This is a genomic window from Pseudomonas sp. Con_6 (genome assembly GCF_059379395.1).
The window spans coordinates 2,088,914-2,102,244 of the sequence record NZ_CM182011.1 but is presented as its reverse complement, the minus strand read 5'-3'; the positions used below and the strand labels follow the sequence as shown (position 1 = coordinate 2,102,244).

Here is a 13,331-nt window from a genome sequence, read left to right as displayed (position 1 = left end):
ATGCCCAGTCAACTGTTGGCCGCCCCCGGCATCCGCGTCAGCCTCGCCGAGCTGATCGAGATGCGCCACCGGGTGCGCGAGGTCCGTATCTTCTCCGCCCCTGGCCAGCGCAGCCCGCTGGTCGGCCTGCACCATTCGCGGCTGCGCGGGCGCGGCGTGGACTTCGACCAGGTGCGCGTGTACCAGGCCGGCGACGACGTGCGCAACATCGACTGGCGGGTTACCGCGCGCACCCAGGAACCCCACACCAAGCTGTTCCATGAGGAACGCGAACGGCCGATCTTCATCATGGTCGAGCAGAGCCGCCGGCTGTTCTTCGGCTCCGGGCTGATGTTCAAGTCGGTGCTGGCGGCGCAGGCTGCGGCGCTGTTCGGCTGGGCGGCGCTGGGCCACAACGACCGCATCGGCGGCCTGGTCTTCGGCGACAACGAGCATCACGAGATCAAGCCCCGGCGCAGCAAGCAGAGCCTGCTGCAACTGCTCAACCGCCTGACCCGGGCCAACCAGGCGCTGCACACCGAGTCCGTGCCCCAGGGCGACAACCTCGGCAACGCCCTGCGCCGCGCTCGCGAAGTGCTGCGCCCGGGCAGCCTGGCGATCATCCTCTGCGACGAACGGGCGCTGAATCCCAGCGTCGAGCAGCAACTGAGCCTGCTGTCGCGGCATTGCGACCTGCTCCTGCTGCCGCTCTCCGATCCCCTCGACCACGCCCTGCCCGCCGCCGGCCTGCTGCGTTTCGCCCAGCGCGGCGCGCAACTGGAGCTGGACACCCTGGACAGCAACCTGCGCCAGAGCTACCGGCAGCAGAGCGAGGCACGCATCGAACGCTGGGAAATGCTCGCGCAAAAGCTGCGGGTGGTGCTGATGCCGCTCAGTACCCAGAGCGAGATGATCGAGCAACTGCGCGAATACCTCGATCCGCAACGGGCGGGCAAACCACGATGAATCCCCTGGCGCAACTGCAACCGCTGATCGCCCCGCCGCCGATCAGCGCCTGGCCGCCTGCCCCGGGCTGGTGGGCGCTGCTGCTGATCCTGCCGTTGCTCGGCTGGGGCGCCTGGCGCCTGCGTCACTGGCGGCCACGCCAGGCCCCGGTGCCACGGGCGGAACAGCCGCTGGACCCGATCCGCGTCGCTGCCCTGGCCGAACTGGCGCAACTGCCCAAGCCCTACGACGGCGCACCGGCCGGTGCCTGGCTGCAGCAGATCAACGCTCTGCTCAAACGCCTGTGCCGCAACCATTACCCGGACAGCAACAGCCACACCCTCAATGGCCGCAAGTGGCTGGCCTTCCTCGACAACCGCTGCCCGGCCGCCGGGCTGACCCGCTGGATGGTGCTGGTGGAAGGCACCTACAAGCCTGAATGCCGCCTCGACGACAAGGCCATTGCCGGGCTCAACCAGGCGGTCGAAACCTGGATCCGCAAGCATGTTTGAACTGGCCTGGCCGTGGATCTTCGCCCTGTTGCCGCTGCCCTGGCTGGCGCGCCTGCTGCTGCCAGCGGCAGACAGCGGCGAGCCGGTGCTCAAGGTCAGTTTCCTCGATGAACTGGAAGGCCTGGCCGGACGCCGCGCACGCCTGAACCTGCCGACCTGGCGCCAGCAGGCGCCGTTCGTGCTGGTCTGGCTCCTGCTGCTGTGCGCCGCCGCGCGCCCGCAATGGCTCGGCGAACCGCTGCCAGTGGCTGCCAGCGGCCGCGACCTGCTGGTGGCGGTAGACGTCTCGGGGTCCATGGACTTCCCCGACATGAGCTGGGACGGCGAGGACGTCAGCCGCCTGTCCCTGGTCAAGGACCTGCTCGGCGACTTCCTGCAGCAACGCGAAGGCGACCGGGTCGGCCTGATCCTGTTCGGCAGCCAGGCCTACCTGCAGGCTCCGCTGACCTTCGACCGGCGCACCGTGCGCAACTTCCTGGATGACGCGCAGATCGGCATCGCCGGCAAGAACACGGCGATCGGCGACGCCATCGGCCTGGCGGTGAAACGCCTGCGCCAGCGCCCCACCGACAGCCGCGTGCTGATCCTGGTCACCGACGGCGCCAACAACGGCGGGCAGATCCACCCGCTGACCGCCGCGCGCCTGGCGGCCCAGGAAAGCATCCGCATCTACACCATCGGCATCGGCGCCAGCGCCGAGGAAAGCGGCACGGTGGGCCAGCTCGGCCTCAACCCGAGCCTGGACCTCGACGAAGCCTCGCTGCGCGAGATCGCCCAGATCACCCATGGCGAATACTTCCGCGCCCGCGACGGTGCCGAGCTCAAGGCCATTGGCGACACCCTCGACCTGCTGGAACCGGTGGAGCAGCAACCGACACAGGCCCGTACCGCCGAACCCCTGTACGCCTGGCCGCTGGCCGCGGCGCTGCTGCTGAGCATCGTCCTGGTGATCCGCGAACGCTGGCCCGACCACCTGCTGCAACGCCTGCTCCAGCGCCTGTTGCGCCGCCCTGACTTCCTCCAGCCGCACCCGGAATGGCGCCAGCGTCTCAAGCGCCTGCGCCTGCGGAGGCGTCGATGAACGAGATCCTGCCGCACTTCATGCGTCCGCTGTGGCTGCTGTTGCTGCCGCTGTTCGGCTGGCTGCTGTGGAAACTCTGGCACCGGCAGAAACGCGCCGGGCGCTGGCAGATGATCCTGCCGCCGGCCTTCCATAACGTACTGCTCGGCGGTGGCAGCGGCCACGACAGCAAGCTGCCCTGGGTCGCCCTCGGCCTGGCCTGGCTGCTCGGCGTGCTGGCCCTGCTCGGACCGAGCTGGGAGCGTCTGGAAGAAACCCGACAGCGCCCTGCCGACCCGCTGGTGATCCTGCTTGAACTGACCCCGGCGATGATGGCCGAGGACACGCCGCCAACCCGTCTGGAACAGGCACGACGCAAGATCCTCGACCTGCTCGAACACCGCCGCGACAGCCAGACCGCCATCGTCGTCTACGCCGGCAGCGCCCACACCCTGGTGCCGCTGTCGGACGACCTCGGCACCAGCCGCAACCTGCTGGAAGCGCTGGAACCGGGGATCATGCCGCAACCCGGGCAGCGCGCCGATCTGGCCGTGCGCAAAGGCCTGGCCCTGCTCGCTCAGGGCGCGCTGGGCCAGGGCCGGTTGCTGCTGATCGCCTCGTCGCTGGATGACAAGGAACGCCAGGGCATCGAACAGGCCTTGGGCCGCAACGGCCCCGAACTGCTGATGCTCGGCGTCGGCAGTGCCGAAGGTGCGCCGGTCAAGCAAGCCAACGGCGAACTGCTCAAGGACACCGACGGCAACATCCTCATGCCCAAACTGGACAGCTCCAGCCTCAAGCGTTTCGTCGCCGAGTTCGGCGGCCGCTACCGCCATGCCCGCATCGACGACCTCGACCTGCGCGGCCTGGGCCTGTTCGACAAGCCAAAAGCGCTGACCAACGACGGCCAGACCGTGCAGCTGGATACCTGGGCCGACCAGGGCTACTGGCTGCTGCTGCCGCTGCTGTTGCTCGCCGCCTGCGCCGGACGGCGTGGCTGGTTGTTCTGCCTGCCGCTATTGTTGTGTTTGCCGCAACCGTCGTACGCCTTCGAATTCAGCGACCTGTGGCGGCGCCCCGATCAGCAGGGCCAGCACCTGCTGGAAAAGCGCCGCCCGGCGGAAGCGGCAAAACACTTCCAGGACCCGCAGTGGAAAGGCTGGGCCCTCTACGAGGCCGAAGACTTCGCAGGGGCTGCCCGCCAGTTCGCCCTCGACGACAGCGCCGCCGGCCACTACAACCGCGGCAACGCCCTGGCCCGCAGCGGAGAACTGGAAGCGGCGCTGGATGCCTACGAGGAAGCCCTGGAACGCCAGCCCGACCTGCAACCGGCGCTGACCAACAAGGCCCTGGTGGAACAACTGCTGCAACAACGCAAGCAGGAACAGACACCGCCGCCCGAGGAACCGCAACAGGAAAACCCGCAGCAGCCGGGCCAGCCGGTTCCTGGCGACAACAGCGACAATCAACAGCAAAGCAGCGAGCAGAACGAAGCCGGACAACCCGGCGAGGAGCCCCGCGACACCCAGGAACAGAGCAACACCCAGGCGCCGCAGAATGCCAACGGCGATGACGACGAATCCGTCACCCAGCCGCCGCAGCGCCCCACTGGCAGCACCCTGGACGCCGAACAGCGCCAGGCCCTGGAACAATGGCTGCGGCAGATTCCCGACAATCCTTCACAATTGCTGCGGCGCAAGTTCTGGTACGAACAGCAACAACTTCAGGAAACCCATCGATGAGCCGCGTTTGCGCCTTCGTCTTCTGTCTTTTCTTCGCCTTGCAGGTCCAGGCCCAAGGGCTGTTGGCCAGCGTCGACCGCAGCCAGCTGAGCACTGCGGAAACCCTGGAGCTGACCCTGGAAATCCGCGACGTCACCCAGTTCGGCAAGCCGGACCTGACGCCCTTGCAGGCCGACTTCGAAGTCCGCGGAACGCGCCAGCTCAACAGCCTCAACACCCTCGACGGGCAGAACGAAGCAACCACCCGCTGGGTCGTCACCCTGATGCCGCGCCGCGCCGGCACTCTGGAAATCCCCGCGCTGCACCTTGGCGAACTGCACAGCGAGCCGATCCAGCTCCAGGTGCAGGCCGCCGAAGACACCCCGACCACCCTGCTTGCCCCGGTGTTCGTCGAAGCCAGCCTCGACCAGAACAGCGTCTACGTGCAGGCCCAGGCCGTGCTGACCCTGCGCATCTACCACTCGGTGTCGCTGTACGACGACAGCAGCCTCAGCCCGTTGCAACTGGAGGGGGTGAAGATCGAGCCACTGGGCGAGTCGCGCACCTACGAGAAGCTGATCAACGGCATCCGCCATGGCGTCATCGAGATGCGCTACGCCCTGTACCCGCAGCACAGCGGCGAGGTCACGGTGCCGTCGCTGACCTTCAGCGCCACCAGCGCCGGGGGTGACAGCGACAGCCCCAATGCGGCCGGCAACAGCCAGGTGCGGGTGAGTTCGCGGGAGCTGCCGTTGCAGGTCAAGCCGATTCCCGCCAGCTATCCGGCCGGGGCGCCGTGGCTGCCGGCGCGCAGCGTGACCCTGGAAGAACACTGGAGCCCGGACCCGGGCCAGGGCCCGATCCAGATCGGCGATTCGCTGACCCGTGGCGTCACGGTCAAGGCCGAGGGGCTGTCCAGCACTCAGCTGACGCCGCTGCCGGGCACCGAAATCACTGGCCTGCGGCGGTATCCGGACCAGCCACAGTTGCGCAACCAGATCGACGAGCGCGGTCTGATCGGCAGTCGCGAGGAACGAGAAGCGCTGGTACCGACCCACAGCGGCAACCTGGAGCTGCCGAGTCTGGAAATCGCCTGGTGGAACACCCGCGAGGACCATCTGGAACACAGCAGTTTGCCGGCCCATCGGCTGACGGTGCAGGACAACCCGGCGCTGAGCGCGGAGACGCCAAGCGTGGCGACGGATCGGGGCAATGCGCTGCTCTGGCCGTGGCAGTTGAGCACCCTGATTCTGGCGCTGACCACCCTGGCCGGCTTTGCCTTGTGGTGGCGAGCCCGTTCGCAGCCGGCGGTGGCGCGGGCGATCCAGGCCGGACCGAGCCCGCGCACGCTGCTGGACGACCTCAAGCGCGCCTGCCAGGCCAACGACCCGCAGGCCACGCGCCAGGCGCTGGACGCCTGGGCCCGGCAGCAGCCACAGACCCTGGCGGACATGGCGGCGCGCTTCGTGCCGTTGTCGGATGCGCTGGATGGACTGAACAGTGCGCTGTACAGCGAGGCGGGGCAGTACTGGCAGGGTGAAGACCTGTGGCGGGCAATCAGCACCATTCCGGCGGCGGAGCAGACGCAGCCGGCCCAGGGTGATAACGGCAGCTTGCCGCCGCTCTATCCCAAATAGGATGTCGAGGCTGATGGCCTCATCGCGGGCAACGCCCGCTCCCACAGGGTCCGCGTCGTACACAGATGATGTGGTTGGCAAAAATCCTTGTGGGAGCGGGCGTTGCCCGCGATGAGGGCCTCAAGTCCTACCTAAAAACCTGACCAATCCCACATTCAGGTACCATACCCGGCTTTATCTCTCGCCCAGATCACACCCCGGGACTACCCATGCGTCTGTTTCACACCTCCGACTGGCATCTGGGGCAAACCCTGCACGGCCAGGAGCGCGATTTCGAACATGCCTGCTTCCTCGACTGGCTGCTCGGCCAGCTGAAGCTGCGCCAACCCGATGCCCTGCTGATCGCCGGGGATATATTCGACACCGTGAACCCTCCGGTGAAAGCCCAGGAACGCCTCTACGACTTCATCGTCCAGGCCCACGAGCAGCAACCCGGCCTGACCATCGTGATGATCGCCGGCAACCACGACTCCGGCTCGCGCATCGAACTGCCCGCCGCCCTGATGCGCCGCCTGCGCACCCACGCCCTCGGCCGCGTGCAGTGGCTGGACGACGGCGAGCTGGACGCCGAGCGCCTGCTGGTACCGCTGGCCAACGCCAAGGGCAAGGTCCACGGCTGGTGCCTGGCCCTGCCCTTCCTGCGCCCGGCGGAAGTCACCGGCGCCGCGCTCGGCGACGACTACCTGCGCGGCATCGCCCAGGTCCACGAGAAACTCATCGCCGCGGCCCTGGCCAAACGCGGGCCAAAGCAGGCACTGATCGCCGTCAGCCACGCGCACATGGCCGGCGGCTCGGTGTCCGAGGACTCCGAACGCAGCCTGATCATCGGCAACGCCGAGGCCCTGCCGGCCAGCCTGTTCGGCAGCGAGATCGGCTATGTCGCCCTCGGCCACCTGCACAAGCCGCAGAAGGTCAACGGCGAGGAACGCATCCGCTACTGCGGCTCGCCGATCCCGCTGTCGTTCTCGGAAATCAACTATCCGCACCAGATTCTCGAAGTCGAGTTCAAGGGCTCCAGCCTGGTCAGCGTGGAAAGCCGCCGCATACCGCGGGCCGTTGCCCTGCAACGGGTCGGCCCGGCGCCGCTGGTCGAGGTCCTCGCCCAGCTCACCGACCTGCCCGAACCGGACCTGCTCGAAGACGAGCAGCGCCAGCCCTGGCTGGAAGTGCGCGTGCAACTGGACGAACCCCAGCCCGACCTGCGCCAGCAGATCGAGGCCGCCCTGCAGGGCAAGGCCGTGCGCCTGGTGCGCATCGCCGCCGAATACGCCGGACGCGCCGGTGCCGAGGGCGATGACGACGAGCGCCTGATGGAACTCAGCCAGTTGCGCCCCGAAGACCTCTTCGCCCGCGCCTGGGAACAGGCCTACGGCAGCGTCGCCGACGAACGCACCCTGGCGGACTTCGCCCTGCTCCTGCAGGACGTGCAGCAAGAAGAGGAACCAGCATGAAGATCCTCGCCATCCGCCTAAAGAACCTCGCCTCCCTGGCGGGCCCCTTCGAGGTCGATTTCACTGCCGAACCGCTGGCCAGCGCCGGCCTGTTCGCCATCACCGGCCCTACCGGCGCCGGCAAGAGCACCCTGCTGGACGCCCTGTGCCTGGCGCTGTTCGGCACCGTGCCGCGACTGGACACTATCGGCCGCGAGACCAAAGTGCCCGACGGTGACGGTGAAATCCTCACCAACGACCCGCGCACCCTGCTCCGTCGTGGCACCGGCAGTGCCTATGCCGAGGTGGACTTCGTCGGCATCGACGGCCACCGCTACCGCGCCCGCTGGGAAACCAACCGTGCCCGCGACAAGGCCAACGGCAAGCTGCAGGGCAGCCGCCAAAGCCTGCACGACCTGGACAGCCAGCAACTGCTGAGCAACCAGAGCAAGCGCGAGTACGAACAACTGATCGAAGCGCGCCTGGGCCTCAACTTCGCCCAGTTCACCCGTGCGGTGATGCTGGCCCAGAGCGAGTTCAGCGCCTTCCTCAAGGCCGACGACAAGGAACGCAGCGAGCTGCTGGAAAAGCTCACCAACACGGCGATCTACAGCCAGCTGGGCCGACGCGCCTTCATCAAGGCGCGGGAAGCCTTCGAGGCGCACAAGGCCCTGGAGCTGGAAGCCAGCGGCGTGCTGCCGATGTCCGAGGAGGCCCGCACCGACCTCGACCAGCGCCTCGCCGGTGCCCAGCAGCAACTCAAGGACGAACAGGCAAGGCAGCGCCAGTTCGAACAGCAGCGCAACTGGAGCAACGAACTGCTGGCCCTGCAGGACCAGCAGCGCAGCGCCGCCGACGCCCTCGCCAGTGCCCGCCAGGAGTGGGAGCAACTGGCCGGCGAACGCCTGAACCTGACCCGCCTGGAACAGCTGGCCCCACAGCGGCACCAGTTCGCCCGCCGCCAGGACGTGCTCAACCAGCTCACGCCGCTGGCCAGCGCGCTGGAGCAGCAGCGTCGGCAGCAGGTCGAGCTGGGCGAGCGCCAGGTTCAACTGGAACAGGCGCTGGCCACGTCCCGCGAGGCCCTGGCCAGCGCCCGTGAACAGCAGAACGACAACGCCCCGCGCCTGCGGGAAGCCTTCATCATCCAGAACAACCTGGTACGCCTGGAACAGGACCTGAACCGCGACCACGAAGCCAGCCAGCAGGCACGGCAGGCCCATGCGGACAGCCAGAGCCAGCTAGCGACGCTGATTGAACACCAGCAACGCCACGAACAGTCCTTGGCGACCATCGCCGCGCAACTGGAACAAAGCGCCGGACTGGCCGACCTGGGCGATTCCTGGACCGCCTATCGCGGCCAACTGCAACAGGTGATGCTCACCGCCAATCGCCTCGCCAAGGGCCGCGAAGAGTTGCCGGCCCTGCAACAGCGCGCCGAAACCCAGGCCCGCCAGTGCGCCGAACTGCGCAATTCGCTTGAGCTGCTGTTCAAGGAAGCCGCGGCCGAACCCCAGGCTCTTGCCGAGCAGATCGGCCTGCTGGGCACCCTGCTGCAAGACAACCGCAAGCTGCAACGCGGCTTCGAGTCCCTGGCCCAGGCCTGGAGCCGCCAGCAGGACGTCGAGCAGCGCCTGCACGCCCTCGGCGAACGCCAGCAAGCCGCCCAGCAGCAACACAGCGAACTGATGGCCGCCGGCCTGCAAGGCAAGCAGGACAAGATCGCCGCCGAACAGGCCCTGACCCTGACCCGTCAACTGCTGGAACGCCAGCGCCTGGCCCGCAGCGCCAGCGTCGAGGAACTGCGCGCGCAGTTGCAGGACGAGCAGCCCTGCCCGGTCTGCGGCAGCCTGGATCATCCGTATCACCAGCCGGAAGCGCTGCTGGAAAACCTCGCCCGTCACGACCAGGACGAGGAAGCCAACGCCCAGCGCGCCGTCGATGAACTGAACCAGAAGCTCGACGAGCTGCGCTCGCAGCTCGGCAGCGTCAAGGGCCAGCTCAAGGAATACCAGCACCAGCAGGAACAACTGAACGCCCAGCGCCAGGCCCTGGCCCCGGAACTGGAAGGCCATGCACTTTATCCACAGCTGGCCGAACACGACGCCGCTGCCCGCAGCAAATGGCTCGACCTGCAACTGCGCCGGCTCAACGACGATATCGCCCGCGACGAACAGCGCCAGACCGCCCTGCTCACCCTGCAACAGGACGCCGCGCGCCTGCAGCGTGAGCTGCAGCAGGCCAACGAGTCGAGCCAGCAAGCCACCCAGCAACTGAACCAGCAGCTGGATAGCCTGAATGCCGACGAACAGCGCCTGCAGCAGGACCTGGCACCGTTCGAAAGCCTGCTGCCGGCGGACATCTTCAGCGCGCTGAAAGATGACCCGGCGCCCACCTTCCTCGACCTCGACCAACGCCTGGGCGCGCGCAAGCAACTGCTCGACCAGCAGAAGGACGAGCAGGAAGAACTGGCGGAACGTCTCAAGCAGCGCGACAGCGCCGCCGCCAAACAGCAGGAGCACCAGCGCGAGCTGGACAAGCTGCAACAGCAGCTCGCCGCCCTCGAAGCCCAGCAGCAACAGGCCCGCACTGGCCTGGCCGAACTGATCGGCGAGCACCGCGATGCCGATCACTGGCAGCAGCAACTGGAACAGGCCGTGGAACAAGCCCGCACCGCCGAAGCCACGAGCAATCAGCAATTGCAGGAAACCCGCACCGAAGCAGCCGCCCTGGCCAGCGAGCTGAAAGCACGGGAAGGCCAGCACCAGGCCCTCGACCAGGAGCGCCAGCAACTGGATGCGGCCATCGCACAATGGCGCGAAGCCCATCCGGAACTGGACGAACAGGGCCTGGATGCCCTGCTGGGCATGGACGACGAGCAGGTCGCGCAGTTGCGCCAGCGCCTGCAAACGGCGGAAAAGGCCGTGGAACAGGCCGGTGTGCGGGTCCAGGAGCGTGACGAGCGGGTGCAGCAGCATCAGGCGCTGAACCTCAGCGAACGCTCCCTCGACGAACTGCAGCAGGCCCTGCTCGCCAGCCAGCAGCAGCTTGAGCAGCAAGAACACCAGTGCGCCGAACTGCGTGCCCAACAGGCCGAGGACCAGCGCCGCCAGCAAGCGAGCCAGAGCCTCGCCGAACGCATCGGCGCGGCACGGGAAGACATGCTGCGCTGGGGTCGCCTCAACGACCTGATCGGCTCCGCCAGCGGCGACACCTTCCGCAAGATCGCCCAGGGCTACAACCTCGACCTGCTGGTGCACCACGCCAACCACCAGTTGCGCCAGCTGGTGAAGCGCTACCGCCTGAAGCGCGGCGGCAGCCAGCTCGGCCTGCTGGTGCTGGACACCGAGATGGGCGACGAACTGCGCTCGGTGCATTCGCTGTCCGGCGGCGAGACCTTCCTGGTGTCCCTGGCCCTGGCCCTGGGCCTGGCGTCCATGGCGTCGAGCACCCTGCGTATCGAATCGCTGTTCATCGACGAAGGCTTCGGCAGCCTCGATCCGGAGTCGCTGCAACTGGCCATGGACGCCCTCGACGGCTTGCAGGCCCAGGGGCGCAAGGTCGGGGTGATTTCCCACGTGCAGGAAATGCATGAGCGGATCGGCGTGCAGATCCAGGTGCGGCGCCAAGGCAATGGCCTGAGTACCCTGGAGGTGAATGGATGATCCTCTACTCCTTCCGCCGCTGTCCGTACGCCATGCGCGCGCGGCTGGCCGTGCGCTATGCGGGGATCGCGGTGCAGATCGAGGAGGTCAGCCTGAAGGCCAAGCCGGCAAAGATGCTGGCGTTGTCGCCCAAGGGCACGGTGCCGGTGCTCAGTGTCGAGGGCCGGGTGCTGGAGGAAAGCCTGGAGATCATGCGCTGGGCCCTGGAACAGAACGATCCACAGGACTGGCTGCTGGGGGGCGATCCGCGGATCGACGAACTGATCGCGCGCAATGACGGTGAGTTCAAGGTGCACCTGAACCACTACAAGTATGCCGAGCGGTATCCGGAGCAGTCGCGGGAGCATTATCGGCAGCAGGCGGAAGTGATCCTGGCGGATCTGGAACGGCGGCTCGGCGAACAGCGTTACCTGCTGGCCGAGCATCCGACCCTGGCCGATGCCGCCTTGATGCCGTTTATCCGCCAGTTCGCCGGGGTCGAACCGCAGTGGTTCGCCGAGGCACCCTATCCCAAGCTTAGGGCCTGGCTGCAGGGCTGGCTGGAATCGGAACTGTTCAAGGCAATCATGGCCAAGCAGCCCTAGCGGGCTTTACGCGAACCCTGTGGGAGAGGGTTTACCCGCGATTGCGGTAGTGAATTCACCGACGTCATCGCGGGTGAACCCGCTCCCACAGGTCCGTGTTCAACTCGGAATCAGTGGTTGACCTTGTGATCCAGCGCCGCATAGAAATTGGCACTCTGACGCAGGTATTCGGTGGTGTAGCTCGGCGTGGCGGCCTTGCGCTCGCTCAGCTCGACATGGGCATTGGCAGCCTGCACCACGGAAGCGGAAATGGCAGATGCGGCGATCACAGGGAAGAGATTGAAGTTCATCGGTCTGGCCTCGAAAACGTGGAGTTGAAGAGCCGTCTGGCTTGGTTCAAAACTACGCCGCTGCCGCCACCGGGAAAAATTCATTGCACCAGTAACGACTATCGAGGCCATCGATAGTCAGTCGATGAACTTCAGATCCGAAGGGGCGGCCTGGTGAAATCGCTGCACCACCTCGCCCAGCCTGCCGCTGTCACGATCGCGGCGGATCACCACGATTTCGTTGCTTTTCTGGTTAGCCACCAGCACGAAGCCCTGGGCAGGATCGAGAGCGAATTCCCGTGGATGATCGCCTTCCACCGAACGCCGCTGAACCGTTTTCAACCCGCCATCGACTGGATCGATGGCGAACACCACCAGCTCGTTGGCCGTCCCCCGGTTGCTGGCATACAGGAAGCGCCCGTCCGCCGAGGCATGCAGCGCACCCGCCGCCCTGGCCCCTGGATCGCGGCTGTCGGTCAGGGAGACCGTGTCGCGCAGGGTCAGGCGCCCGTCCTGGCAATCGAACACCGCCACCGCCCCGCGCATTTCCAGGGTCAGCCAGGCATGCCGGCCATCGGCGCTGAACAGCAGGTGCCGCGGCCCGCTACCCGGCGGCAGCGCTACCGAGCCGAAGAAGTCCAGGGGCTGGGGCTTGTTGCCATCGTAGCGATAGGCGAAGACCCGGTCGGCACCGAGATCGCTGGCGAATACATAGCGCCCATCCGGCGAAGAAACCATGGAATGCACATGCGGCGTGGCCTGGCGCCCGGCATCGACCTTGCTCGCAGCATGCCGCGCCTGTTGCACCGGCTCGCCCAGACGCCCGTCCGCCAACACCGGAAGCACGGCCAGATTGCCGCCCTCGGCATTGGAGCCACCGTAGTTGGCGACGAACAGGAAACGCCCGTCATGGCTCAGGCTGCTGTGGGTCGGCTCGGCACCGTCACTGCTTACCTGGTTTAGCGCCCGCAACCCGTGCTGCCGATCCAGGCTGAACGCCGACACCCGCCCCGGCGCCTGCTCGTTGACTGCATACACCTGGCGGGCCGACAGGGTCAGCCACGATGCATTGCTCGTCGCCACCACCTGCAACGGCTGCGCCTCGATGTGCCCATCGCTAAAGCGATAACGGTAGAGGCTGTCGGTATAGCCACCCACCAGCAGTTCGTGGCCTTGCGCGGTCAGGCTCATGGCACTAGCGATCAGCAGGCTCAACAGCGCTTTCATCGTCGTCTTCATCCTCTTCCGACGCCCGCAACGCGCTCATGCACACCAGGCGGTGCTCGCCGCTATCACCGGCGATCAGCCAGTCGCCGCCCTCGGCACGGGCCGCCTCGATCTGCACGGGGGTGAAGGCCCAGCGCTTGAGGGCGCGACCGTCCATGCATTCGAGGCGCAGGCCGCTGTCATCGAAGACGAAGTCGAAGGCGTGCAGGCCGTCGATCAGCAGCATGTCGCAGGTTTGCAGGGCGTGGGAAAGGGTGGTCATCGGGGAACTGCCATGGTCAGGGAAAGGCGCAATGATAGCC

General features: G+C 67.0%; 11 protein-coding genes. 8 read left to right on the top strand and 3 right to left on the bottom strand.

Annotated features, from left to right (window positions below; translation table 11 throughout):
• The 8 genes from AC5QPF_RS09495 to AC5QPF_RS09460 all read left to right on the top strand — a co-directional run bounded on the left by AC5QPF_RS09495 (position 1) and on the right by AC5QPF_RS09460 (position 11,533).
• Positions 1-945 carry a DUF58 domain-containing protein gene (locus tag AC5QPF_RS09495; protein WP_494962970.1) on the top strand — a complete coding sequence of 315 codons (945 nt, stop codon included), beginning with the start codon at positions 1-3 and terminating at the stop codon, positions 943-945.
• Positions 942-1,436, top strand: coding sequence for a DUF4381 family protein (locus AC5QPF_RS09490; protein WP_494962969.1), 495 nt, complete (start codon positions 942-944; stop codon positions 1,434-1,436). The genes AC5QPF_RS09495 and AC5QPF_RS09490 overlap by 4 nt, the downstream gene beginning before the upstream one ends.
• Positions 1,429-2,517, top strand: coding sequence for a VWA domain-containing protein (locus AC5QPF_RS09485; protein ID WP_494962968.1), 1,089 nt, complete (start codon positions 1,429-1,431; stop codon positions 2,515-2,517). Before AC5QPF_RS09490 ends, AC5QPF_RS09485 begins: the two co-directional genes overlap by 8 nt.
• Complete coding sequence (locus AC5QPF_RS09480; protein WP_494962967.1) at positions 2,514-4,238, top strand: VWA domain-containing protein; 1,725 nt, start codon at positions 2,514-2,516, stop codon at positions 4,236-4,238. The genes AC5QPF_RS09485 and AC5QPF_RS09480 overlap by 4 nt, the downstream gene beginning before the upstream one ends.
• The gene (locus tag AC5QPF_RS09475) at positions 4,235-5,854 is read left to right on the top strand and encodes a BatD family protein (RefSeq protein ID WP_494962966.1); all 1,620 of its coding nucleotides are present in this window, start codon (positions 4,235-4,237) and stop codon (positions 5,852-5,854) included. The genes AC5QPF_RS09480 and AC5QPF_RS09475 overlap by 4 nt, the downstream gene beginning before the upstream one ends.
• A gap of 209 nt (positions 5,855-6,063) precedes the next feature.
• Positions 6,064-7,305 carry an exonuclease SbcCD subunit D C-terminal domain-containing protein gene (locus AC5QPF_RS09470; protein ID WP_494962965.1) on the top strand — a complete coding sequence of 414 codons (1,242 nt, stop codon included), beginning with the start codon at positions 6,064-6,066 and terminating at the stop codon, positions 7,303-7,305.
• Complete coding sequence (locus AC5QPF_RS09465; RefSeq protein ID WP_494962964.1) at positions 7,302-10,949, top strand: AAA family ATPase; 3,648 nt, start codon at positions 7,302-7,304, stop codon at positions 10,947-10,949. The genes AC5QPF_RS09470 and AC5QPF_RS09465 overlap by 4 nt, the downstream gene beginning before the upstream one ends.
• Positions 10,946-11,533 (top strand): glutathione S-transferase N-terminal domain-containing protein, encoded by a 588-nt coding sequence (locus AC5QPF_RS09460; protein ID WP_494962963.1) that lies wholly within the window; start codon positions 10,946-10,948, stop codon positions 11,531-11,533. The genes AC5QPF_RS09465 and AC5QPF_RS09460 overlap by 4 nt, the downstream gene beginning before the upstream one ends.
• Positions 11,534-11,643: 110 nt before the next feature.
• Here AC5QPF_RS09460 and AC5QPF_RS09455 read toward each other — a convergent pair whose 3' ends face one another.
• From AC5QPF_RS09455 to AC5QPF_RS09445, 3 genes are all read right to left on the bottom strand, one after another.
• Positions 11,644-11,823 carry a hypothetical protein gene (locus AC5QPF_RS09455; protein ID WP_494962962.1) on the bottom strand — a complete coding sequence of 60 codons (180 nt, stop codon included), beginning with the start codon at positions 11,821-11,823 and terminating at the stop codon, positions 11,644-11,646.
• A 117-nt stretch (positions 11,824-11,940) separates the two neighbouring features.
• Positions 11,941-13,029 (bottom strand): beta-propeller fold lactonase family protein, encoded by a 1,089-nt coding sequence (locus AC5QPF_RS09450; protein ID WP_494962961.1) that lies wholly within the window; start codon positions 13,027-13,029, stop codon positions 11,941-11,943.
• On the bottom strand, positions 12,998-13,291 hold the full coding sequence (locus AC5QPF_RS09445; RefSeq protein ID WP_494962960.1) for a DUF5629 family protein: 294 nt from the start codon (positions 13,289-13,291) through the stop codon (positions 12,998-13,000). The genes AC5QPF_RS09450 and AC5QPF_RS09445 overlap by 32 nt, the downstream gene beginning before the upstream one ends.
• Positions 13,292-13,331: the final 40 nt, after the last annotated feature.